Source organism: Micromonospora sp. NPDC048935 (genome assembly GCF_043197875.1).
GTDB lineage: Bacteria > Actinomycetota > Actinomycetes > Mycobacteriales > Micromonosporaceae > Micromonospora.
The window spans coordinates 450,498-473,963 of the sequence record NZ_JBICTZ010000001.1; the positions used below are offsets into that span (position 1 = coordinate 450,498).

20 protein-coding genes and 1 riboswitch are annotated in these 23,466 nt (G+C 73.0%); of the genes, 14 read left to right on the top strand and 6 right to left on the bottom strand.

Features of this window, described 5'->3' with window-relative positions; translation table 11 throughout:
* Positions 1 to 22: 22 nt before the first annotated feature.
* The gene (locus tag ACGFIW_RS02520) at positions 23 to 1,297 is read left to right on the top strand and encodes a glycosyltransferase family 87 protein (RefSeq protein ID WP_393310571.1); all 1,275 of its coding nucleotides are present in this window, start codon (positions 23 to 25) and stop codon (positions 1,295 to 1,297) included.
* Here ACGFIW_RS02520 and ACGFIW_RS02525 read toward each other — a convergent pair.
* Positions 1,196 to 1,747, bottom strand: coding sequence for a GNAT family N-acetyltransferase (locus ACGFIW_RS02525; protein ID WP_393310572.1), 552 nt, complete (start codon positions 1,745 to 1,747; stop codon positions 1,196 to 1,198). The two genes, ACGFIW_RS02520 and ACGFIW_RS02525, sit on opposite strands and share 102 nt — an antisense overlap.
* 79 nt (positions 1,748 to 1,826) lie before the next feature.
* Between ACGFIW_RS02525 and ACGFIW_RS02530 the strand changes: the two genes are divergently transcribed.
* The 5 genes from ACGFIW_RS02530 to ACGFIW_RS02550 all read left to right on the top strand — a co-directional run bounded on the left by ACGFIW_RS02530 (position 1,827) and on the right by ACGFIW_RS02550 (position 7,476).
* Positions 1,827 to 3,056: a winged helix-turn-helix domain-containing protein gene (locus tag ACGFIW_RS02530; protein ID WP_393311212.1), complete on the top strand. Its 1,230-nt coding sequence runs from the start codon at positions 1,827 to 1,829 to the stop codon at positions 3,054 to 3,056.
* Positions 3,057 to 3,231: 175 nt separating this feature from the next.
* On the top strand, positions 3,232 to 3,807 hold the full coding sequence (locus tag ACGFIW_RS02535; protein WP_393311213.1) for a DUF2752 domain-containing protein: 576 nt from the start codon (positions 3,232 to 3,234) through the stop codon (positions 3,805 to 3,807).
* Positions 3,808 to 4,020: 213 nt separating this feature from the next.
* On the top strand, positions 4,021 to 4,761 hold the full coding sequence (thyX, locus tag ACGFIW_RS02540) for an FAD-dependent thymidylate synthase (protein ID WP_393311214.1): 741 nt from the start codon (positions 4,021 to 4,023) through the stop codon (positions 4,759 to 4,761).
* Between the two features lie 47 nt (positions 4,762 to 4,808).
* A complete protein-coding gene (gene dapA / locus ACGFIW_RS02545) occupies positions 4,809 to 5,735 on the top strand; it encodes a 4-hydroxy-tetrahydrodipicolinate synthase (RefSeq protein WP_393310573.1) in 927 nt (308 codons plus the stop codon).
* Positions 5,736 to 5,787: 52 nt separating this feature from the next.
* Positions 5,788 to 7,476, top strand: a complete 1,689-nt coding sequence (locus tag ACGFIW_RS02550) for a ribonuclease J (RefSeq protein ID WP_393310574.1) — start codon at positions 5,788 to 5,790, stop codon at positions 7,474 to 7,476.
* 63 nt (positions 7,477 to 7,539) lie between these two features.
* Here the strand turns inward: ACGFIW_RS02550 and ACGFIW_RS02555 are convergent, their stop codons facing one another.
* Positions 7,540 to 9,270, bottom strand: a complete 1,731-nt coding sequence (locus tag ACGFIW_RS02555; protein WP_393310575.1) for a YbjN domain-containing protein — start codon at positions 9,268 to 9,270, stop codon at positions 7,540 to 7,542.
* Positions 9,267 to 9,746: a YbjN domain-containing protein gene (locus ACGFIW_RS02560; RefSeq protein ID WP_393310576.1), complete on the bottom strand. Its 480-nt coding sequence runs from the start codon at positions 9,744 to 9,746 to the stop codon at positions 9,267 to 9,269. The genes ACGFIW_RS02555 and ACGFIW_RS02560 overlap by 4 nt, the downstream gene beginning before the upstream one ends.
* A 113-nt stretch (positions 9,747 to 9,859) precedes the next feature.
* On the opposite strand from ACGFIW_RS02560, the gene ACGFIW_RS02565 reads away from it, so the two are divergent.
* Complete coding sequence (locus tag ACGFIW_RS02565; protein ID WP_393310577.1) at positions 9,860 to 12,316, top strand: DNA translocase FtsK; 2,457 nt, start codon at positions 9,860 to 9,862, stop codon at positions 12,314 to 12,316.
* Between the two features lie 60 nt (positions 12,317 to 12,376).
* Here the strand turns inward: ACGFIW_RS02565 and ACGFIW_RS02570 are convergent, their stop codons facing one another.
* Positions 12,377 to 12,619, bottom strand: coding sequence for a hypothetical protein (locus ACGFIW_RS02570; RefSeq protein ID WP_357073084.1), 243 nt, complete (start codon positions 12,617 to 12,619; stop codon positions 12,377 to 12,379).
* Positions 12,620 to 12,701: 82 nt separating this feature from the next.
* Positions 12,702 to 13,016, bottom strand: coding sequence for a DMT family transporter (locus ACGFIW_RS02575; RefSeq protein WP_393310578.1), 315 nt, complete (start codon positions 13,014 to 13,016; stop codon positions 12,702 to 12,704).
* A gap of 61 nt (positions 13,017 to 13,077) precedes the next feature.
* Positions 13,078 to 13,142, bottom strand: a riboswitch (guanidine-III (ykkC-III) riboswitch).
* Positions 13,143 to 13,255: 113 nt separating this feature from the next.
* Here ACGFIW_RS02575 and ACGFIW_RS02580 point away from each other — a divergent pair.
* The 7 genes from ACGFIW_RS02580 (at position 13,256) to ACGFIW_RS02610 (ending at position 19,682) form a co-directional block, all read left to right on the top strand.
* Positions 13,256 to 14,179 carry an ornithine cyclodeaminase family protein gene (locus ACGFIW_RS02580; RefSeq protein WP_393310579.1) on the top strand — a complete coding sequence of 308 codons (924 nt, stop codon included), beginning with the start codon at positions 13,256 to 13,258 and terminating at the stop codon, positions 14,177 to 14,179.
* A gap of 104 nt (positions 14,180 to 14,283) precedes the next feature.
* A complete protein-coding gene (gene rimO, locus ACGFIW_RS02585) occupies positions 14,284 to 15,792 on the top strand; it encodes a 30S ribosomal protein S12 methylthiotransferase RimO (protein ID WP_393310580.1) in 1,509 nt (502 codons plus the stop codon).
* A 77-nt stretch (positions 15,793 to 15,869) separates the two neighbouring features.
* The gene (pgsA, locus tag ACGFIW_RS02590) at positions 15,870 to 16,460 is read left to right on the top strand and encodes a CDP-diacylglycerol--glycerol-3-phosphate 3-phosphatidyltransferase (RefSeq protein ID WP_393310581.1); all 591 of its coding nucleotides are present in this window, start codon (positions 15,870 to 15,872) and stop codon (positions 16,458 to 16,460) included.
* Positions 16,461 to 16,587: 127 nt separating this feature from the next.
* Complete coding sequence (locus ACGFIW_RS02595) at positions 16,588 to 17,205, top strand: CinA family protein (protein ID WP_393311215.1); 618 nt, start codon at positions 16,588 to 16,590, stop codon at positions 17,203 to 17,205.
* Between the two features lie 153 nt (positions 17,206 to 17,358).
* On the top strand, positions 17,359 to 17,799 hold the full coding sequence (locus tag ACGFIW_RS02600; RefSeq protein WP_393310582.1) for a helix-turn-helix domain-containing protein: 441 nt from the start codon (positions 17,359 to 17,361) through the stop codon (positions 17,797 to 17,799).
* 201 nt (positions 17,800 to 18,000) lie between these two features.
* On the top strand, positions 18,001 to 18,873 hold the full coding sequence (locus tag ACGFIW_RS02605; RefSeq protein WP_357073063.1) for a PspA/IM30 family protein: 873 nt from the start codon (positions 18,001 to 18,003) through the stop codon (positions 18,871 to 18,873).
* Positions 18,874 to 18,896: 23 nt separating this feature from the next.
* On the top strand, positions 18,897 to 19,682 hold the full coding sequence (locus tag ACGFIW_RS02610) for a hypothetical protein (protein WP_357073060.1): 786 nt from the start codon (positions 18,897 to 18,899) through the stop codon (positions 19,680 to 19,682).
* 14 nt (positions 19,683 to 19,696) lie between these two features.
* Here ACGFIW_RS02610 and ACGFIW_RS02615 read toward each other — a convergent pair whose 3' ends face one another.
* Positions 19,697 to 23,314, bottom strand: coding sequence for a hypothetical protein (locus ACGFIW_RS02615; RefSeq protein WP_393310583.1), 3,618 nt, complete (start codon positions 23,312 to 23,314; stop codon positions 19,697 to 19,699).
* Positions 23,315 to 23,466 lie beyond the last annotated feature (152 nt).

Genomic DNA, 23,466 nt, shown 5'->3' on the forward strand with positions numbered 1-23,466 from the left:
ACGCAGGGCGAGGGAGGCGACGGTGGCGCAGGGTGCCAGGAGGACGACCGTGCAGGTCGCCGGGGTGGTGGTGCTCGCCGTGGCGGTCACCGCGTTCCTCGCCGTCGCGGCGGTACGCCACGGCTTCTTCGACCTGAAGGTCTACTACGGCGCGTTGACCTGGTGGGTGCACGACGGCGGGGAGATCTACGACTACCTCAAACCGGGCACCCAGTACGGCTTCACCTACCCGCCGTTCGCCGCGCTTGTCATGCTGCCGATGGCGTACCTGCCGTGGCCGGCCGCGATCGCGGTGAGCGTGCTCGCCAGCGTGGTCAGCACCGCCGTGCTGATCTGGTGGCTTGTCGACCCGATCGCCCGCCGGGCCGGCTGGACCCGGTGGTTCGCGCTCGCGGTGGCGCTCTGTCTGGCCGCCGCGTTCGAACCGATGCGGGAGACCGTCAACTTCGGCCAGGTCAACACGTTGCTGCTCTTCCTGGTGGCGGTGGACCTGCTGTGGCTGCTGCCGGCCGGGAACCGGTGGGCCGGGGTGGGCATCGGGCTCGCCACCGCGATCAAACTGACCCCCGGTGTCTTCATCGTGTACCTGCTGGTCACCGGGCGATGGCGGGCGGCTCTCACCGCCTCCGGCACGGCCGCCGGGGTGTCGCTGCTGGCCGGCGCGCTCTTCCCGGACGCGTCCCGGGAGTTCTGGACCGAGGCGCTGTGGAACACCGGGCGGGTGGGAGAGCTGGCCTTCGTCTCCAACCAGTCGCTGCGCGGGGTGGTCGCCCGGCTCGACCCGCAGCACCCGAGCACCCTGCTGTGGCTGCTGCTGGTGCTCGGCACGCTGGCGCTGTGGGCGTGGCGGTCCCGGGCCGCCGTCGCGGCCGGTGACGAGGCGACCGGCCTGGCGCTGACCGGCGCGGTGATGTGCCTGGTCAGCCCGGTCACGTGGGTGCACCACCTGGTGTGGCTGCTGCCCGCGCTGATCCTGCTTGTCGACAACGCGATGGCCGCGCCGGCCGGCCGCCGCCGGCGGGTCCTGCTGATCGCCGCGACCATCGGGTACGCGCTGCTGATCAGCCGGACCGTCTGGTTCTGGGAGAAGGACTTCACCGGCGTCGACGGCTTCCTGGGCAGCAACGCCTACGTGTGGATCAGCCTGGCGTTGCTGGCCTTCCTGCCGATCCGTCGATGGCTGGCCCCGCACGGGTCAGGTGTCGAGGCGTCCGGCGTAACGCAGCTCGACAAGGCTGACCGGGGGCTGCCCACCGGCGAGCGGCACATGGTAGGTCGACCGCTCACCGTCCGCTGACAGCCCGGCCCGCTCACCGAACCGGCGGGCTCGCCGGTTGTCCGCCAGCACCCAGGCGCGGTATCCGGTCCAGCCCCGCTCGCCGAGCCCCGCCCGGGCGGCGGACAGGAGGGCGACGGCGGTGCCGTCACCCCAGCGGGCCGGCTCCACGTACAGCGCCACCACCTCGCCGACCGTCGGGTCCAGGTCGTCCCGGTCCTGGTTGCGGCGGTACGGCCCGAAGGTGGTGAAGCCGACGACCAACCCGTCCACCTCGCCGAGCAGGGTGGTGAACGGGTGCTCCGGATCGGCGGTGCCCACGTCACGGCGGCGCTGCGCCCAGGCCGCCACGTTCAGCCGCTGGAGCACCTCGTCGGGCATGAAGCCGGCGTAGCCCGCCTGCCAGCCGTGCACGTGCACCCGGGCGACCGCCTCGGCGTCGTCCGGCTCCTCCCGGCGGATGGTCAGCATTGCACCGTTCTATGCCCAGGTGGCCCTCCCGTCCAACTTCCCGCACCGGCGTCGTACCAATGAATTAAGGTCGCCGACGATGGCCGCACCGGAATCACTCTCGCTCGCCCAGGCCCGCCGGGTGGCGCTCGCCGCCCAGGGCTTCGCCGACCCGGCACCCGCCGGCGTGCCCACCCGCCGGCACCTGCGTCGGGTGCTCGACCGGGTCAACCTGATCCAGATGGACTCGGTCAACGTGCTGCAACGCGCGCACTACCTGCCGCTCTACAGCCGGCTCGGGCCCTACCCGACCACACTGCTCGACCAGGCCGCCTACCGGCGCCCGCGGGAGTTGTTCGAATACTGGGGTCACGAGGCGTCGCTGGTTCCGGTCGAGCTGCATCCGCTGCTGCGCTGGCGGATGGCCCGGGCGCAGAGCGAGTCCTGGGGCGGCATGCGGCGGATCGCCCAGGAGCAGCCGGAGCTGGTCGCGTGGGTGCGTGCCGAGGTGGCCGCCCGAGGTCCGCTGACCGCAGCCGAGATCGAGCACGACGCGCCCCGGGAGACCGGCAACTGGGGGTGGAACTGGTCGGCGGTCAAACAGGCGTTGGAGTTCCTCTTCTGGGCCGGCGAGGTCGCCGCCGCGCAACGCAGCACCTCCTTCGCCCGCCGCTACGACCTGCCCGAGCGGGTGCTGCCCGCGGCCGTGCTGGCCGCGCCCACGCCGACCGACGCCGAGGCGTACCGCACGCTTGTGGCCCTTGCCGCGCGGTCGCTCGGGGTGGCCGCCGAGCCGGAGCTGCGCGACTACTTCCGGCTGCCGCTGGCCGGTGCCCGGCAGGCCGTCGCGGAGCTGGCCGAGGCCGGCGAGTTGGTGCCGGTCACCGTGGCGGGCTGGCGTCAGCCGGCGTGGCTGCACGCGTCCGCCCGGCTGCCCCGGTGGATTCGCGGCAACACTCTGGTCAGTCCCTTCGACCCGCTGATCTGGGAACGCGCCCGCACCGAGCGGCTGTTCGGTTTCACCTACCGGATCGAGATCTACGTCCCCGCGCCACAGCGGGTCTACGGCTACTACGTGTTGCCGTTTCTCCAGGGCGACCGGTTCACCGCCCGGGTCGACCTGAAGGCCGACCGCAAGTCCGGGGTGCTGCTGGTGCCGGCCGCCTGGCTCGAACCCGGCGCCGACCCGGGGGAGACCGCCGCGGCGCTCGCCGCCGAGCTGCACCGGCTCGCCGGCTGGCTCGGCCTGGACGCGGTGGCACCGCCGCAGGCCGGCGACCTGTCCGGTCCGCTCAGCGCCGCGTTGGCCGGCATGCCCGGTGTACCGTGAGCGCGTGACGAGCGTCCCCGGTCCGTTCGACCAGCCGCAGCCCGCCCCCGGGGCGGTGCACACCGTGCCGGCCGATGCGGCCAGCGTGGGCTCGGCCGGAGTGGGCCCGGTTGGTGTGGGCCCGTCAGGATTGGGTCCGGCCGGAGTGGGTCCGGACGACGCCGGCTCGGTTGGCGTGGGTTCGGCTGGTGTGGGCCCGGCTGGTGGGGGCCCCGACAGCGTGGGTCCGGCTGGATTTGGCCCCCACGGCGCCGGCTCGGCTGGTTGGCCGATGACCCCGCCCGGTGGCTACCCGGCGCCGGAGCCGGACCGGCTCACCCGGTTCGTGCTGCGCCTCTACGAGCGTTCACCGCGCTGGGCGGTGCCGCTCGCCGCGGTCGGCTGCGTCGCCGCCGGCATGGGCTACGCGCTGCTCAGCGATCCGGCCGACGCCGACCCGGACGCCGCGCCCACCTGTCTGCTCAAGCTGACCACCGGGCTGGACTGCCCAGGCTGTGGCGGCACCCGTGCGCTCTGGTACGTGCTGCACGCCGACCTGCCGGCCGCTGCCCGGCACCACTTCCTGTTCGTCTTCGCGTTGCCGTTCCTCGCGTACCTCTTCGTGGCCTGGGCGGGCAACCAGGCGTTCGGTTGGCGCCTGCCGGAGTTGCAGATCAGTTCGAAGGTCATCGTCGGGTTCCTGGGCGTGTGGCTGGCCTTCTCGGTGCTGCGCAACCTGCCCTGGGCACCGTTCACCTCGCTCTACGTCTGAGCGCGCCGCCGCCATTCCATGATCGACTCGCAGTTCAGGAAACCGGGCCATCGGCCCGACCCGGACACCCCGAGTTTCAGGAAGCCGAGTCGATCAGACCCGGGAGCCCGGGAGCTGGAAGCCGCGTCCCTGCCGGAGTGATCGACATTGCACGAGGCGCGCCTGAGTTGGGGCCGGAGGGGCCGCGCCACTACAGTCCCTGGAATGCCGGAGATGGTGCAGCCCCAGGTCAAGTTGATCGCGTGGACCCAGTTCACGGCCCCGGACGACGTGCCGTGGTCGACCGACGCGGAGGGTGGCCAGGCGCTCGCCGAGTTCGCCGGCCGGGCCTGCTACCAGTCGTGGAAGAAGCCGAACCCGGCGACCGCCACCAACGCCGGCTACCTGGCGCACATCCTTGAGGTCGGGCACCTGTCGGTGCTGGAGCACGGCTCGGTCACGTTCTACTTCACCGGGGTGTCGCGCTCCTTCACCCACGAGTTGATCCGGCACCGGCACTTCTCGTACTCCCAGTTGTCCCAGCGCTACGTCCCGGAACGGGACGCGGCCATGGTCGAGCCGGCGGTCATCGCCGACGACCCGGAGCTGCACAAGAAGTTCGTGGCGGCTGCCGAGGCGAGTGTTCAGGCGTACACGGAGTTGCTGGAGGGCCTTGAGCAGCGCTTCTCCGACGAGCCCAACCCGACGCTGCGCCGCAAGCAGGCCCGGCAGGCGGCCCGGGCGGTGCTGCCCAACGCCACCGAGACCCGGATCGTGGTCACCGGCAACTACCGGGCCTGGCGGCACTTCGTCGCGATGCGGGCCACCGAGCACGCCGACGTGGAGATCCGTGAGCTGGCCGTGGAGTGCCTGCGCCAGCTCCAGGGTGTCGCCCCGAACGTGTTCGCCGACTTCGTGATCTCCACGCTGCCGGACGGCACCGAGGTGGCGGCCAGCCCGCACGAGGCGTCCTGAGCCCTTCCCCGGCGGGCCCCGGCTGGTCGTCCGCTAGGTTGGAGGGTATGACGCACGACCACCCCGACGCCGCGGCCCGACCGGTGTCCCGCCCCTTCGGCCGGGTTCTCACGGCCATGGTGAGCCCGTTCACCCCCGACGGCTCGCTCGACCTCGACGGCGCCGCCCGGCTGGCGAGCCACCTGGTCGACGAGCAGGGCAACGACGCGCTGGTGGTCAACGGCACCACCGGCGAGTCGCCGACCACCACCGACGCGGAGAAGGAACGCCTGATCCGGGCCGTGGTGGAGGCCGTCGGAGACCGCGCGAAGGTCATCGCCGGGGTGGGCACCAACGACACCCGGCACACCATCGAGCTGTCGTCGGCCGCCGAGAAGGCGGGTGCGCAGGGTCTGCTGGTGGTCACGCCGTACTACAACAAGCCACCGCAGAGCGGGCTGCTGCGGCACTTCACCGCCGTGGCCGATGCCACCGGCCTGCCGGTGATGCTGTACGACATCCCACACCGCTCCGGTGTGCCGATCGAAACCGAGACGCTGGTCCGGCTCGCCGAGCACGGCCGGATCGTCGCGGTCAAGGACGCCAAGGGTGACCTGACCGCCACCAGTTGGGTGACCAGCCGGACCGCCCTCGCCTTCTACTGCGGCGAGGACGCCCTCACCCTGCCGGCGCTGGCCGTCGGCTCGGTGGGCGTGGTCGGGACCTCGACGCACTTCACCGGGGCACTGACCGCACAGATGATCGAGGCGTACGACGCGGGGGACATGCCGGCCGCGCTTGCCCTGCACCGGCGGCTGCTGCCGCTGTTCACCGGCATCTTCCGTACCCAGGGCACCATCCTGGTGAAGGCGGGCCTGGCGTCGCTGGGCCTGCCGGCCGGCCCGGTGCGACCCCCGCTGGTGGACGCCACCAACGACGAGATCGCCCAGCTGCGCGCGGACTTCGCGGCAGCGGGCCTGGAGCTGCCCGAATGATCGAACGACACGATGGGCGCCGAGTGACGGCGTCGCAGAATGAGGTGGACGAGTGACCGAGGCGCACATCGAGGCGGAACTACCCCCGCCGCTGCCCGAAGGTGGCCTGCGGATCATCCCGCTCGGCGGGCTCGGCGCCATCGGTCGGAACATGACCGTCTTCGAGTACGACGGCAAGTTGCTGATCGTCGACTGCGGGGTGCTCTTTCCCGACGTCGAGCAACCGGGCGTGGATCTGATCCTGCCCGACTTCGGCCCGATCCTGGACCGGCTGGCCGACGTGCAGGCGATCGTGCTGACCCACGGCCACGAGGACCACATCGGCGCGGTGCCGTACCTGCTCGCCCACAAACCCGACATCCCGCTGGTCGGCTCACAGTTCACCCTCGCCCTGGTCGAGGCGAAGTTGGCCGAGCGGCGGATCCAGCCGTACACGCTCACCGTGCGGGAGGGCGGCCGCGAGCGGCTCGGCCCGTTCGAGTGTGAGTTCTTCGCGGTCAACCACTCGATCCCGGACGCCCTCGCGGTGGCCATCCGCACCCCCGCGGGCCTGGTGCTGCACACCGGCGACTTCAAGATGGACCAGCTCCCGCTGGACGGCCGGATCACCGACCTGGCCGGCTTCGCCCGTCTCGGCGCCGAGGGTGTCGACCTGCTGCTTTCCGACTCCACGAACGCGGAGATCCCCGGCTTCGTCACCCCGGAACGGGAGATCGGGCCGGTGCTCGACTCGATCTTCGCGAAGGCGAAGGGCCGGATCATCGTGGCCTCGTTCGCCTCGCACGTGCACCGCGTACAGCAGGTCTTCGACTCCGCCGCGGAGCACGGCCGCAAGGTCGCGCTGATCGGCCGGTCCATGGTCCGCAACATGGGCATCGCGCGGGACCTCGGCCTGCTCAACATCCCGGCCGGCCTGGTCATCGGGATCGAGGAGGCGACCACGCTTCCGCCGGAGCAGATCGTGCTGATGTCCACCGGTTCACAGGGCGAGCCGATGAGCGCGTTGGGCCGGATGGCCAGCGGCGACCACCGGCACATCACCATCGCCCCCGGTGACACCGTCGTGCTGGCCTCGTCGCTGGTGCCCGGCAACGAGACCTCGGTCTACCGGGTGATCAATCGGCTCGCCCGCGCCGGCGCGGTGGTCGTGCACAAGGACGTGGCCAAGGTGCACGTCTCCGGGCACGCCCCCGCCGGAGAGCTGCTCTACCTGCTCAACGTGGTCCGGCCCAGCAACCTGATGCCGGTGCACGGCGAGTGGCGGCACCTGCGCGCGCACGCCCGCCTCGGCATCGAGTCGGGGGTGGCCCCCGACCGGGTGGTGATCTGCGAGGACGGCGACGTGGTCGACCTCGTCGAGGGCCGCGCCAGCCTGGTGGGGCACGTGAAGAGCCGGTACGTCTACGTCGACGGCCTCGCCGTGGGCGACGTCAGCGAGTCGCTGCTCACCGAGCGGCGGATCCTCGGTGACGGCGGTTTCATCGCCACCACAGTGGTCGTCGACTCGGTCACCGGCAAGGTGGTCGCTGGCCCGACGCTGTCCGCGAAGGGCTTCTCCGAAGACCCGGAGGCGTTCAACCCGGTGGTTCCGCTGGTCACCGAGGCGCTCAACCGGGCCGCTGCGGACGGCATCACCGACCCGCACCAGCTCCAGCAGATCGTCCGCCGGACCGTGGGGCGGTGGGTCAACGACAAGTACCGTCGTCGCCCGATGATCGTGCCCACCGTCGTCGAGGTCTGAGCCTGTCCCGCTGACGCCGGTCCACTCCGTTCGGAGTGGGCCGGCGTCGCCGCGCCCGGGGTGTCACGGCAGCGCGGTGACCGCCTCGGCGTAGGCGACGCCGGTGGTGATGGCGGCGTCCACCAGCACCGTGAGCTGCGCCGGGGCCACCCCGTGGGTCAGGTCGGTGGCCACGTCGCCGGCCAGCACCAACTCGCCGCCGAGATCGTGCGCGTACGCCTTGGGCAGCAGCCGGTCGTGGTTCCAGGCGTTGCAGAAGGCGTACGCCTCGGCGCGGCGGGTCGCCGGCAGCCGGCGGGTGGCCATGGCCCGGGCGTGCAGCACCTCGCCGCGTTCGCCGGCCCGGCGGAACTGGATCACCACCCCGTCCCACCGGCCGACCACCCGGTCGCCCTCCTCCACGACGTACCGGTCCCCTCGGCGGTCCAGGGCGGCCGTGATCAGGTCGAGGGTGAGGGTCACCAGCTCTCGCCCGTCGTCGGTGGCGGTCTCCCAGTCGCGCTCCACGCCGCCGGGCAAAGCGTCGCCGGAGCCGTCGTCGCCGGGGTCGCCGTCGACGGATCCGACATCGCCGGAACCGCCGTCGGCGGGTTCGTCGTCGGAGGGCAGGGGCACCGCAGCCGCCAGCGGGCGCTCGGCGAGCCAGGCCGCCATCCGTCCGGAGTGGTGGCCGGTGCCGTTGCGGGCGTCGAAGCTGCCGGCCAGCTCGTTGACCATCGCGAGCAGCAGTGCGCCGAGGGTGGCCACGTCCAGGTCGGTGGCCGGCCGACCACCGTACGCCGGTCGGGGCACCGTGCGCAGGCCGAGCCCGGCCTCGACGGCCACCGCGCAGACCAGCGCACCCGCGGCGGCGAACTCCATCGCGGCGAGATCGTCGGTCGGCCGGTCCAACCGGGGTAGCTGCTCGGCCAGAATGCTCAGCCCGCGTTCCAGGTGCCCGCCGAGGGCGCAGAACCGCAGGTGTGCGGCGAGGTGGGGAAAGGCCGCGCGTTCGTGTCGGTGCCGCCGGTACGCCCGCACGTGCGCCACCGCGGCCCGTTCGGCCTCGCCGACGCGCAGTTCGGGGAGCAGACCGGCCACCAGCGCCCGCTCGGGCTGGTCGGTGCAACCCGGCGCGTCGGCGGTGGGCTCCCGCAGCTCGGTCAGCGCGGCCCGCCATTCCCCCCAGCCGGCGAGCAGCTCGGCGCGGCGGGCCGGGGCGCAACCGGGGCAGCCACCGGACGGCCCGCCGACCGTGCCCGCCCACCGCTGGTACCAGTGGCGGGCGGTGGGCTCGTCGCCGAGGTGGTCGGCGATCCGGCAGCGCAGCTCCGCGACTGTCGCCGCGTCGGGGCCGTCCGCTCCGACCCGGTGGGCCAGGTCGTCCAGGAGGGACCGGGTCTGGTCCAGCCCCACCCGAGGGGTGCCGAGCAGCGCCTCCACGGCGTACCGCTGTAGGCGCAGCAGCAGGGGAGCCTCGTCCTCGGTGAGCAACTCGGGCCGGTAGTCGGCGGCGGCTCGACACCGGCGTACCGGCTCGACCAGCCGCCACCGCGCGCCGTGCAACAGGTACGCCTCGATCAGCGCGAACCGGGCGTCCAGGGCGGACCGGAGGTCCCCGGACGCGTCGGCCCGCTCGGCGAGCCGTTCGAGGGCCAGCAGCCGGGCCGGTCCGTCGGGCAGGTCCCGTGCGTCGGCGAGCGCGCTCACCAGCGCCGGGTCGCGCTGCACGGGCGGCCGTCGGGTGGGGCCCGGATCGCCGGCTCCGCCCGCCCGGTCGGTGCGACTGCCGGTGAACTCGTCCCGGCCGGTCACGACGGCACCGCGCCGGGCAGCCGACGGACCGCCACGGCGAGCTGGCAGCCGGTGGAGATGCCACAGTCGAGCAGTTGGTCGAGTTGGTGCGGGGTCACCCCGCGTTCCAGGTCGGTGACCACCTCGCCGTAGACGCGGGCTCGACCGTCGTCGTCGACGTGCACGAACGCCTTGGGCCAGAGCCGGTCGTGGTTCCACGAGTTGCAGAACGCGTACAGGGCGGGCACCTGCTCGATGCCGAAGGTGGGCGTGACCATCGTGCGGACCTGGAGCAGCTCGCCGTCCCCGCCGAGGCGGAGGAACCAGATCATGTTGTCGTCGAAGTGGCCCACCAACTCGCCGGCCGCGGTCCGGCCGACGGACCGGCCGCGGGCGGCGAGCACCGCGGCGACCAGTTCGCCGGTCAGTGGACGCAACGCGCCCGGGTGCCCGGCCAGCGGATCGTCCGGATCGCCCTCGAATTCCGGCGACGCCATGGGGCATCCCTTCTGAGGCGGATATCACGACCGGCGGCGGGGCTCGTGTTACGACGCGCGGACACGACCCGGAAAAGCGGGGATCTACCCGGCCCCACCGTTACCGTGACTCTATGGCGGGCCGTACCTCTCAGGCGAGCCGGCGGCGCGGCGCGTCGCCGCGCGGTGGCACCAACAGTCGTGCCCGTCAACCGGCGAAGAAGACCCGGGCCCTGGTCCGGCGTCGTACCGCACCGGCGCGGCCCGGCGCGGCTGTCTACGTGGGCCGCGCGGTGGGCGCACTGTGGATGGGCGTGGCCCACGGGATGGGCTGGGCGGTGCGGGCCGCCGGTCGGCAGGCCGCCTCCGCCCGCGACCTCGACCCGGAGCACCGCCGCGACGGCGCCGGGCTGTTGCTGTTCGGCTTCGCGCTGCTCACCGCCGTGGCGCTCTGGCTGTCCGGGGCGGGCCCGGTGGGCACGCAACTGGCCGACACGATCCGGCTGTTCCTGGGCGCGATCTCGGTGGTCGTACCGGTGCTGTTGATGATCGGGGCGTGGCGGTTGATGCGTCAGCCGGCCGATCCGGAGCACCGGGGCCGCGGCCTGATCGGCTGGAGTTCACTGCTCGTCTCGACGGCCGCGCTGCTGCACATCGGTCAGGCCCCGGCCAACCCGCTCCAGCGGGACTTCGCGGGCGGCCTGGTCGGCGCGGGCATCGGCGGGCTGCTGGAGCGCGCGGTGACCGCCTGGGTGGCGGTGCCGCTGCTGATCCTGCTGCTGCTCTTCGGTCTGCTGGTGGTGACCGCGACACCGATCAACAAGATCCCGGAGCGGTTGGGCCTGCTCGCCGGTGGGCTTGTCGCCGCACCCGACACCGACGAGGAAGAAGACGTTCCCGCCACGAAGCCGGCGCGGAGGCGACCGGCGAAGCGGACGCCGCCGCCGCTCGACCCGGACGACTTCGAGGACCTGGACGGCGCGGACCTCCAGGAGACCATGGTGCTGCCGCGCAAGGCCCCGGCGAAGGTGCCGGCGAGCCGCCGGCCGCCGGTCGAGCCGCCGGAGCACTCGCCCGCGCCGACCCGGGCCGAGCAGCTCGCGTTGACCGGGCTGGCCGGGGACTACACCCTGCCGCCGGCCAACATGCTCAGCGCCGGTGCCGCCGCGAAGACCCGCAGCAAGGCCAACGACGAGGTGATCGCCGCACTGACCGGCGTGTTCGACCAGTTCGACGTGGACGCCGCGGTCACCGGCTTCACCCGTGGCCCGACGGTCACCCGGTACGAGGTCGAGTTGGGGCACGGCGTCAAGGTCGAGCGGATCACCCAGCTCTCCCGCAACATCGCGTACGCGGTGAAGTCGCCGGACGTACGGATCCTCAGCCCCATCCCGGGCAAGAGCGCGGTCGGCGTGGAGATCCCGAACACCGACCCGGAGAACGTCGCCCTCGGCGACGTGCTGCGCTCGCGCGCGGCGACCAGCGACCACCATCCGATGGTGGTGGCGCTCGGCAAGGACATCGAGGGCGGCTACGTGGTGGCCAACCTCGCGAAGATGCCGCACATCCTGATCGCCGGGGCGACCGGGGCCGGGAAGAGTTCGTGCCTGAATACTCTTCTCGTCTCCGTCCTCACGCGGGCCACCCCGGACGAGGTGCGGCTGCTGCTGATCGACCCGAAGCGGGTCGAGATGACCGGCTACGAGGGCATCCCGCACCTGGTCACCCCGATCGTGACGAACGCGAAGAAGGCGGCCGACTCGCTGGACTGGGTGGTCCGCGAGATGGACATGCGCTACGACGACCTCGCGGCCAACGGGGTCCGGCACATCGACGACTTCAACCGCAAGGTCCGCAACGGCGAGATCAAGGCACCGCCGGGCAGTGAACGGGAGATGCGCCCGTACCCGTACCTGCTGGTGATCGTGGACGAGCTGGCCGATCTCATGATGGTCGCGCCCCGCGACGTGGAGGACTCGGTCGTCCGGATCACCCAGTTGGCCCGCGCGGCCGGCATCCACCTGGTCCTGGCCACCCAACGCCCCTCGGTCGACGTGGTGACCGGTCTGATCAAGGCGAACGTGCCGTCCCGGCTGGCGTTCGCCACCTCCTCCCTCGCCGACTCCCGGGTCATCCTCGACCAGCCGGGCGCGGAGAAGCTGCTCGGGCGCGGCGACGGGCTCTTCCTGCCGATGGGTGCCTCCAAGCCGGTCCGCATCCAGAGTGCCTGGGTCACCGAGCGGGAGATCGCCGACGTCGTGAAGTTCTGCAAGGACCAGCGCGAGCCGGAGTTCCGCAAGGACGTGCTGGCCCCCGCGCAGGAAACCAAGAAGAAGACCGACGAGGACATCGGCGACGATCTCGACCTACTGGTGCAGGCGGTGGAGTTGGTGGTCACCTCGCAGTTCGGCTCCACGTCGATGCTCCAGCGCAAGCTGCGTGTCGGTTTCGCGAAGGCGGGCCGCCTGATGGACCTGATGGAGACCCGTGGGGTGGTCGGGCCGTCCGAGGGGTCGAAGGCGCGCGACGTGCTGGTCAAGCCGGACGAGCTGGAGGAGGTCCTGGTCGGCCTGCGCGGCGACGTGGACTGACCCCACCTGGGAAACGCGACGGGCCCGCCGGAATCCGGCGGGCCCGCGAGTCGAAGGCGGTCAGTTGAGCAACGCGGCGGCAATGATGGTGCCGATGATCGCGCCGACGACGCTGGCCGCCGCGGCGTACCAGCCCAGGGGCTTGTCACCCAGCACCGCGCCGACGATGCCCGCGACGATGCCGAGCACGCCGAAGATGATCGGGGAGATGAGCAGGGCGAGAACCGCGAAGACGAAGCCCACGATGGTGAGGATGCGGGCGGCGTTGGCGCGGGGGCGGGCGGTGCTGGGCAGGTCGGCCATGTCGTCCTCCGGGTGAGAGCCTGTCGTGACGAATCGATCACTACCCACTGTGGGTCGTGACCACGCCTGCCGAGGTGACTCCTCAGTGGAAGATTTTCAGGCCGACGACGCCGGCGACCACCAGCAGCAGGCACAGGATCCGGGGCAGGCTCGTCGACTCGCCGAGGGCCAACATCCCGACCAGCGCGGTGCCGACCGCGCCGATGCCGACCCAGACCGCGTAACCGGTGCCGACCGGGATGTCCCGCAGCGCGTACGCCAGCCCGGCCATGCTCAGGGTCAGCGTCACCGCGAACACCACGGACGGGCCCAGCCGGCTGAAGCCGGCACTGCGGTCCAGGGCCACCGCCCAGGCCGTCTCCAACAGTCCGGAGAGCACCAGCACCAGCCAGGCCATCGTCCACCTCACGCGGGAGTGCCCGGGCCGCCGGCGCCGGGACGAGTCGGGGTCTGCACGTCGCGGGGCGTCTTGGCCTTACCGGGTACGCCCACCACTCGTCCGGGGTGGCCACGGGCCACCGAGGCCGACGCTAGCACCGGTCGACACTCGGGGTGGACGGGTCGGGTGCCGAGGGCCCAGTGACTCCGGCCACCCCGTGTTGACCTGAACTTGACTCCAACTTGCAGGATGATCGCATGACGCTGATCTATGCCGACCGTGAGGTCGCCGCCGCACTGGACGCCGGCACCACGGTCGACGTCATGCGTGCCGCCCTCCTGGCCGCGTACGAGGGACGCCTCGTGGCCCCGCCCCGGGCCACTGCCCCGCTCGGCGGTGGGCGGCTGGTGCTCACCGCGGGGCACCTGGTTGGCGAGTGGTACGGCTTCCGCTCCTACGACACCTTCGGCCACCCGCAGAGCGAGCAGGTGGTGGTGCTGCACGACGCGCGCACCGGGGCGATCCGGGCGGTGGCGGTGGGCGAGGAACTGGGTTCCCGTCGTACCGGAGGGTTGGGTGCCGTGGCGGTCGACGCCCTGGCCCGTGCGGACGCGGCCACCCTGGGCGTGATCGGCTCCGGCCGGCAGGCGTGGACCCAGGTCTGGGCGACCGCCGCCGTGCGCTCCCTGCGTGAGGTGGTGGTGCACAGCCGCTCGGCGGCGCGGCGGGACGCCCTCGCCGCCCGGATCCGCGTCGAGCTGGGCGTCCCGGCCCGCACGGTGGCCGACCCGGGTTCGGCAGTCACCGGGCGGGACATCGTGGTGCTCGCGACCACCAGCCCGACCCCGGTGCTGCACGCCGCCGATCTCAGCCCCGGCACGCACCTCAACGCGGTCGGCTTCAAGCAGCGGGACCGCAGCGAGTTCGGCACCGACCTGCTGGACGCCGCCGACCTGCTGGTCACCGACTCGCCAGCCCAGGCGGCGGACTACCAGCCGCCCATGCTCGCGGCCACACCCCCGTACGCCGGGCGGTTGCGGGACCTGGGTGGCATCCTGGCCGGCGCGGTCCCCGGCCGGACCACCGCGGACCAGATCTCGGTGTTCTGCTCCACCGGCCTGGCCGGCACCGAGGTGTTCCTGCTCGATGCGCTGACCCGCGTCGGCGCCGTGGCGCGCTGACCGCCGTCGGAAAACCGGGCACACCGATTCGGTGCCCGGCGCGTGCCCGGCCGTCGCCGCTGCCCCGCGTGCGTGGGCTTCCCCGGCCGGCCCGGTACCCTCGGATGGTGTCTGCCACCTCTCCTTCTCCTTCTGACCACGCCGAGGGCCGTCGCGTCGCCCTGCTCACCCTGGGCTGCGCCCGCAACGAGGTCGACTCGGAGGAGTTGGCCGCGCGGCTGCACGCCGACGGCTGGCAGGTGACCACCGACGGCGAGGGCGCCGACGTGGTGGTCGTCAACACCTGCGGCTTCGTGGAGAAGGCCAAGCAGGATTCGATCCAGACGCTGCTCGCCGCCGCCGGGACCGGCGCCAAGGTGGTCGCGGCCGGCTGCATGGCCGAGCGGTACGGCCGTGAGTTGGCCGACAGTCTGCCCGAGGCGCAGGCGGTGCTGAGTTTCGACGACTACCCGGACATCGCCGCCCGGCTGGACGCGGTCGTCGCCGGTGAGCAGATCACCGCGCACACCCCTCGGGACCGGCGTGAGCTGCTGCCGCTGACCCCGGTGCAGCGCCGCGACAGCACGGTGTCGCTGCCCGGGCACGGCACGGTGAGCCGCACGGTGGTCGACACCGACGAGCACACCCCCGCACACCTGCGCCAGGTGCTGCGCCGCCGACTGGACACCGGCCCGGTGGCCTCGCTGAAGCTGGCCAGCGGTTGCGACAGACGCTGCGCGTTCTGCGCCATCCCCGCCTTCCGTGGGGCGTTCGTCTCGCGTACCCCGGACGAGTTGCTCGCCGAGGCGGAGTGGCTTGCCAAGTCCGGCGTCCGGGAGTTGGTGCTGGTCAGTGAGAACTCCACCTCGTACGGCAAGGATCTCGGCGATCCCCGCGCCCTGGAGAAGCTGCTGCCGCAGCTCGCCGCGGTGACCGGCATCGTCCGGGTGCGGGCCAGCTACCTCCAGCCGGCGGAGACCCGACCCGGGCTGGTCGAGGCGATCGCCACCACCCCGGGCGTGGCCCCGTACTTCGACCTGTCGTTCCAGCACTCCAGCGAGCCGGTGCTGCGCCGGATGCGACGTTTCGGCTCCACCGACCGTTTCCTTGAGCTGCTCGCCGGTGCCCGCGCGTTGGCACCGGACGCGGGCGCCCGGAGCAACTTCATCGTCGGTTTCCCCGGCGAGACCCGCGCCGACGTCGACGAGCTGGTCCGGTTCCTGACCGAGGCCCGGCTGGACGCGATCGGGATGTTCGACTACAGCGACGAGGACGGCACCGAGGCCGCCGGCCTGTCCGGCAAGGTCTCCGCCGCGACGATCAAGCGGCGCTACGACCGGCTCAGCGCGCTCGCCGACGAGCTGTGCTCGCAGCGGGCCGAGGACCGGCTCGGCTCGACCGTCGAGGTGCTCGTCGACTCGATCTCGGACGGCGTGGTGGAGGGTCGGGCGGCGCACCAGGCGCCGGAGGTGGACGGTTCCACCACCCTTGTCGCCCCGGCCGAGGGTGGGGTCGACCTCGCCGCGCTGCGACCTGGTGATCTGGTCCGCGCGACGGTGACCGGCACCGAAGGGGTCGACCTGCTGGCGGTGCCGGATGAGATGATCTCGGCGGCGCCCGGCGCGGCACGGTGACGGTGGGCCCAGGCGGAGCGGGGGAGCCCAGTGGTGCGGTGCCGGGAACGCCACGACGGCCCGAGCGGAGTGCGGCGGTGACCGGGGCGACGGAGTCGACTCCGGCCCGGGTGGTCGCCGTGGTGCCCGTCCTCAACGCGGCCAACGCGCTGACCGCCCTGCGGTTGGCGCTGGTGCCGGTCTTCGCCGCCTCGGTGATCATGTCCGGGATGACCCACTCCGGGTGGCGGATGGCAGCTTGTCTGATCTTCGCGGTGGCGTCGGCGACCGACCTGGTGGACGGCTGGATCGCCCGCCGGTTCGGGCTGGTCACCTCGGTCGGCAAGGTGGCCGACCCGATCGCCGACAAGGCACTCACCGGGGCCGCCCTGGTGCTGCTGTCCTGGTACGACCGGCTGCCCTGGTGGGTGACCGCGCTGATCCTCGTCCGCGAGCTGGGCATCACCGGGCTGCGGTTCTGGGTGATCCGGCACGGCGTGATCGCCGCCAGCCGAGGCGGCAAGGTCAAGACCGCGCTCCAGATCCTCGCCATCGCCTGGTATCTCTGGCCGATGCCGGCCGCCCTCGCCGCCGTCGGCCCGTGGATCATGGCCGCCGCCGTCCTGGTCACGGTCGCCACCGGCTTCGACTACATAGCCCAGGCCCTCCGCCTCCGCCGCCCCCGCTGATTCCCCGTCCGACTGTGCTGATCATGAGGTTGTTGTCATCCGGGACGGCGTGTCGCGCCGCCAACCTCATGATCGACGCGATTGGGTGGGCGGGGTTGGGGAGCGGTGCGTGGGGAAGGACTGGTTGATGCAGCGGGAGGCGGGTTTCGGGCGGCCGGCGGACGATGCGGCGGACGATGCGGAGGCGGGCAGCGCCGCCGCGGCCGTGGTGCACCTGTTGGCCCAGCGGCACGAGACCCTGGCCACCGTCGAATCACTCACCGGTGGGCTGCTGGCCGCATCGATCGTGGACATCGCCGGGGTCAGCGGGATCTACCGGGGCGGCCTCGTGGTCTACGCCACCGAGTTGAAGGGCACCCTGGCCGGCGTCCCCGCCGACCTGCTGTCCGAGCGGGGGCCGGTGGACCCGGACGTGGCGTCGGCGCTCGCCGCGGGTGGCCGCCAGCGCTGCGGTGCCGACTGGGGAGTGGCCACCACCGGTGTCGCCGGCCCGGAACCGCAGGACGGCAAGCCCGTCGGCCTGGTCTACGTCGCGGTCGCCGGCCCGAACGACACCGAGGTCCGACAGCTCGACCTGGGCGGCGGGCGGGACCACGTCCGCGCCGCGGCGGTGGTCGAGGCGCTGCGGCTGCTCGCCGAGCGGATCCACGCCGCCGACACCGCGCAGGCCGCGCAGCCGGCGAGTCAGCCGGGGGACATCCGGGGCATCCGGGGCAGCTGGGACGGTCGGTACCGCGCGAAGTGAGTCCGTCTCGGCGAACCGACGGGCGGGGCGGGATGTCGGCGGGGCTCGTAACGGGTACGGTTGCGGGAAGGCTCCGACGTTTCGGGGTCGGCGCGGTCCGCCGCGGCCGGCCGCTCAGCGCCGGGCGCGAGGTATCCCTCAGGGGGAGGTGCGATGATCCTGCTACGCCGGGTGATCGGTGACGCACTGCGGGCGCGCCGGCAGGGCCAGCAGCGCACGCTGCGTGAGGTCTCCACCGCCGCCAACGTCAGCCTCGGCTACCTCTCCGAGATCGAGCGGGGGCACAAGGAGCCGTCCAGCGAGCTGCTCGCCGCGATCTGCGACGCCCTCGGTGCCCGGCTGTCCGAGCTTCTGCGGGAGGTGAGCGACACCGTGGCGCTCGCCGAGCAGATGCCCGGGGTCCTCGTCTCGATGCAGGACGAGCCGGCCGAGGCCACGGCCGCGGCCAAGAGCACCGGCCGAGGTGTCCGTCAGGTCACCTCCGACGGCAAGGTCGCCGTCTCGGTCCGCCAGGACTCGCCGCTCAAGGCCACGCTGCGCAGCACCCGCGTCCGCCCGACCGAGCGCGACCGGGACGTGGTCTGCGCCGCCTGAGACCGTCGTCCGGTTGACCATGGGTGGGCTGGCTCCGGCCGCGTAGGGTGGCCCACAGGAGCTGCCGGTCCTGTCGACCGCCTGGTACGGATGCCTCGGTGGCGTCCGGCTGGAACGATGGAGACCGGCGGTGGTGGTCGATCGGCCCATCGGGCCCGGCCGGCCGTGGTGGAGCGACGCTACTGAGGGGATACCGCGGAGATGGCGAGCCCGTTCGTCAAGGGTTGGAACTACCTGATGGCACTCTTCGGTGCGAAGATCGACGAGCATGCCGATCCCAAGGTGCAGATCCAGCAGGCCATCGAGGATGCCCAGCGGCAGCACCAGGCGCTGGTCCAGCAGGCCGCCGCGGTGATCGGCAACCAGCGTCAGCTGGAGATGAAGCTGTCCCGGCAGATGACCGAGGTCGAGCGGTTGCAGGGCAACGCCCGGCAGGCCCTCGTCCTGTCCGACCAGGCCCGGGCCAAGGGTGACGAGGCCGAGGCGGCGCGGTTCGAGCAGTCGGCGCAGACCCTGGCCACCCAGTTGGTCTCCGCCGAGCAGGCCACCGAAGACCTGAAGACCCTGCACGACCAGGCGCTGGGTGCCGCCGCCCAGGCCCGCCGCGCGGTCGAGAACAACTCGATGATCCTCCAGCAGAAGCTCGCCGAGCGCACCAAGCTGCTCAGCCAGCTGGAGCAGGCCAAGATGCAGGAGACGGTGGCCCGCTCGTTGGAGTCGATGTCGTCGTTGACCGCGCCCACCAACACCCCGTCGCTGGACGAGGTGCGCGACCGCATCGAACGGCGCTACGCCAACGCGATGGGTCGCGCCGAGCTGGCGGGCAACTCCGTCGAGGGCCGGATGTTGGAGATCCAGAAGGCGACGATCGACTCGGCCGGCTCGGCCCGGCTTGAGCAGATCCGGTCCAGCATGGCGGGGGAGCAGCTCGGCGGCGCCGGGCAGCGACCGGCCGTGCCGCAGGCCGAGAAGGCCGGCCCGGCCACCGACCCGACGGCCGCCGCCCGCCTGGACGAGCTGCGCGCCAGCATGGCTCGCGAGCGGGGCACCGGCGACCCGACCGCCGCCGGCTGAACGACCGGACCGAGGAGGTCAGGGTGGCAGACGAGCGGACGCGCTACTTCCGCAAACTGGGTCGGCTGCGCCGGTCCGCCCGACGGTGGAGCGTGCTGGCCGGTGGGCTCGGCGGCGCGGCGGCGGTGCTGACCCCGTACGCCGGCCTTGGTCTGCCCGACGCGGCCTGGGCCGGCGCCGCGGGCAGTGCGGTGGCACTCGCCGCCTGGCGCTGGATCGACGTGCGCGCCCTGGCCGCCCAGCCGGCACCTCCCGCGCTCGACCCCGCGGAGGCGGCAGCCCGGTCCCGAGCCCGGCTGATCGCCGCCGTCGAGCGGCTACCGGTCGGGCCGGGGGTGCTCGCCGAGGTGCGCCGGGTCCGTTCCCGGATCGCCCTGCGCGGCACCAGCGCGGGCGAGCAGTGGGCCCGACTCGACCGGGCGGCGCTCACCCTGGCCGGCATGGCCCCCCGGCTCACCGGGCTGGCCGAGCCGGCGGTGCTGGAGGCCGCCGCCGCCGACCGTTCGCTGCGCGACCTGGCCGCGCGGGTGGCAAGCGTCGAACGGGCGTTGCGGTTGGCCCCGGCCGACGCCCGCCCGCCGCTGGCCGACGCGCACGGCGTGCTGACCGCCCAGTTGGAGGGTGGGGTCGCGGCCTACGAGCGGCTGGTGGTGGCCGCCGCCGGTTATCTGGCCGAGGACGCCCGACCGGAGCCCACCCACCCGGCCGCGGACCGGCTCACCGAGGCGACCGACCTGTTGCACGGGGTGGCCGGGGCCCTGGCCGAGTTGCGCACCGTCGGCACCCCGCTGCGCGCACCCACCCGCTGAAACCCACCGGCCGGTCACGGCGGCGTCGTGACCAGGATCGGGCCGGTGTACGGCGAACTGCCCACGACGTTGAACGACCGGATCCGGTAGTGGTAGGTGACGCCCCGGGCCAGGCCCGTGTTGCTGAAGCTGCGCCCGGTCACGGTGAAGGTAACCACCTCCCGGTCGAACGCCGGGTCCAGCGCCCGCTGCACGATGAACCCGGACCCCGGGCCGGCGGGGGTGCTCGCCGCCCAGGCCAGGATCACCGTCGCGGTGTCCGGCCCCGGGGCGCTGGCGGTGGCGCGCACCTCGTTCGGGGTGCCCGGCGCGGGCGGGGAGGTCACCGTGGCGACAGTCGACCAGGCCGAGGCGGCACCCAGATAGGTGGTGCGTACCCGGTAGTAGTAGGTGGTGTCCGCTGCGATCGTGACGTCCAGGTGGTTGTCGCCGGCGCCGATCGCCGTGGTGCCCGGGCCGCTGGTGAACGTCGGGTTGGTGGCCCGCTGCACGTCGATGCCTGTGGCGAACGAGCGGTTCGTCCAGCGCAGGGCCACGCGCAGCGGCGCGGCGGGCGGCAGTGCGGCGACCAGTCCGCTCGGCGCGGCCAGGTGCACCGAGGCGGGTACGCCGTTCGACCAGGACGAGTAGCTGACCGTGTTCTCCGCCCGGATCCGGTAGTGGTAGGTCACGCCGGGGGTCACGGACGCGTCCGTGTACCGGGTGGCGGCCGCCGCGACGGTGATCGTGGTGACCTCGCCGTCGAAGGTCGCGTCGGTGGCACGTTGCAGCAGGTGACTGGTGGCCGGTGGTCGACCGCCGTTGCTGGTCCAGGCCAGCCCGATCGCGGGTAGTGCGGTGGCCGAGCCCGGCACCGGCGTGGCGGTCAGCCCGGTCGGTGCCTTCGGCGTCACCCGCAGCACCAGTGGTCGGCTCATCCCGCCGTCGCGGTGGCCGGCGAGTTGGCTGTGCCAGCGGTACTCCCAGCCGAGGTTCACCAGGTGGTTGACCACGCTGGCGGGTCGCCCGTCCGCCGGGCTGATCGGGGTCGACCCGGTGCGGGCGCCGGCCGGGCGGCCCGGGTCGAGCAGCCGGACGCTGTCGCCCAGTTTGAACGGCAGCGTCGGGGCGACCGGGCGCAGCGCCACCACCACGTCCTCGCGGGGGTTGACCCGGACGATCTGTTTCCACCCCAACTCGGTGCCGTGCGGGAGCCGCAGCGTGCCGTCCCACCCGACCCGGTTGACCACCTGCACGTCGCAGCCCCCGAAATGCAGCGGTTCGGTCTGCCGCACGTTGCCGCTGATCCGCCAGAGCTGGGTGCCGTCGGTCGCGCTGCCCACCGGCACGGCGGGGTCGGTGGCGAAGAGCACCTCGGTGACCGGGTCGGTCGGACCGAGGGGCAGGGTCGGCGGGTCGAGCGGCCCGGCGTGCGGGTGCCCGACGCCGAGCCGGCCGGTCAGCCGGCCGTGGGCGGGCTCGAAGACCTGCTGTGCGGCCTTGACCGCGATCGGCAGTGTCACCGGGCCCGCGCCGGCCGTCGGTGTGATCGTCACCGAGGTGGCGTGCACCGGCACGGTGGTCGTCGACGCGGTGCGGGTGCCGAACGCCGGATCGTACGCCGGCTGCGGCACGATCGGCGGGCGTTGGCTGGCCGCGTACGCCAGGGGCAGCCGGTCGCGCAGCCGACCGAGGTCGTACGGCGGCGCGGGCGTCCCGGTGACCCGGAACTGGAGCAGGGTGCGGGTGTTCGGGCCGTACCCCGGTTCGGTGCCCGGCGGCCCACCCTCGGCCGTCCGGTCCGGGGCGTCGGTGTGCTGGTCGTAGCGGGGGTCGAAGCCGGGCAGCGGGGCCGGGGCGTCGTTGTACAGGATCAGCGTGCTGCCCGGCGGCACGGCGGAGAAGTCGACGAGCACGTCGGCCCGCTCACCCGGGGCGAGCAGCAGGGTGTGCCCGTCGACGTTGAGCACTGTCGGGTCGAGTCGGTCGTAGCGGTAGCCGACCGGCCGGTTCGGCAGCACCACCGGGGCGGGCAGCAGCCCGGCCTCGTTGCCGATCTGGATGAACTCCGGGCCGGCGGCGCGCGGGTCCGGAACACCGCCGTCGCGCCCGTCGGTCGGCCACCCCGTCGGCCGGTCCGCCGCCCGCACGGCGGGCACCATCGGGACCTCCCCGGCCTCGGCGTCGGCGAGGGTGCCGTCGGCCGCCCACATCACCGCGTCGGAGCAGGCCCGGTAGAGCTGGAGGTTGAGGCTGCGGTCCAGGCAGGCGTTGAGGATCCGGAACCGGTACGCGCGCGGTGCCACCTCCAGGTACGGGTACGCGACGCCGTTGACGAGTGGGGTGTCGCCGTACGCGTCGGGGACGGCGGACGGGTGCGGCACGCCGGGGCGCGACGGCGGCTCGTCAGGCGCGTCGACCGGGTCGTGGTGCGGGTTGGCGACCCAGCCGTCGGTTCCGGTGTCGCCCGGTGCGGGGTCGCGTGACCAGGGGCCGTAGTCCCACCGGCCGGTGGGGTTGCGTCCGTCGGACCGGTGCGGGTTCTGCCGCGGTTGGTAGACGTGCGGGTGCCAGAGGCTTCCCCGGGCACCCCAGCGGTCCCGGTCCCAGGTCGGGTCCTCGGTGGCGAGTTGGGTGTCGTCCGGCACGAACGTCTTGTCCTCGATCACCAGCGGCAGTTGGTCGCCCGGCAGCACCCCGTCGGCGACGAGTTGGTCCTCGGCCGGGTCGGTGAGCAGGTAGAGGGCGAGTTGTCCGCCGTAGACGGTGAGCCGGGCCAGGCCGAGGGTGTTGTCGTGCCACCACAGCAGCCGGCCGCTCTGCTCGTTCGGGAAGTAGAGCGTGGTGGCACCGGCACCCGGCGGCGGCATGTCCGGCACGTGGGCTACGCCCACACCGTTCGGGTACGGGGTGATCTCCCCGGCCGGGGTGATCCACTGCCCCGGGTTGCCGGCGCTGGTCCAGCCGGCGTGCGCCCCGGCCAGGTGCAGCACCGCGCGGTTCTGCGGGAACGGGGCGGGCCCGTCCAGTGGGCCGAGGCCAGCACCCTCGATCGTCTCGTCGACCGGGAGGAACAACTCACCCGCCCGCCCGGTCGGGAGTTGGTTGATGAACTTCACCCGCACCGGTCGGCCCCGACGGGCGAGGATCATCGGGCCGAGGTGCCAGGGCCGCTCCGGGGGTGCCACCGTGTTGTGGCCCGCCGGGTCGGTGCCCAGGTTGAGCTGCCGGTAGCCGCGCAGCCGGGTGGCGGGGAGGTCGGTGTGCAGCCGCTGCGCGTACTCCTGCACGCCGATCTCGTAGTAGTCGCAACCCGGATAGCTGATCGTGTCCGGCACGGCCACCGGCAGGTGGCCGCCGAGGTCGGTGCCGGCCGGCTGGCCCGGGACGGGCAGTGGGTCGACGAACTTGCGCAGCCCGGTCCCGGGCAGCACCCGCCCGTTGGCGTCGCGCGTCGGGCGGGGGCTGTGGGCGAAGTTCGGCACCGGGCCGAAGCAGCGGGGCACCACGGCCGGGTCCAGGCTCGGCGTCGGGGCGGTCTCCGCAGCGGTACGCGCGGCCGGCACGGACACCGTCCGGCCGTTGGCCTGGCCGTCGGTGGCGCGGGCGGCCCGTTCGAAGAAGGTGGAGCGGAGTCTGCGGAACAGCGCCATGACTCTCCCCGGGTCGGAGCGCGAGGGTCGCCACCCCGGCGTGGCGGCCTCGGCGCTCTGCTGACGATCGGTGAGCACTCAATCGCAGCATGCGACTCCGCCGGCCAGATAGGAATTACCCAATCGTCCGTATCTGGGCTTTCCTCGGCCGA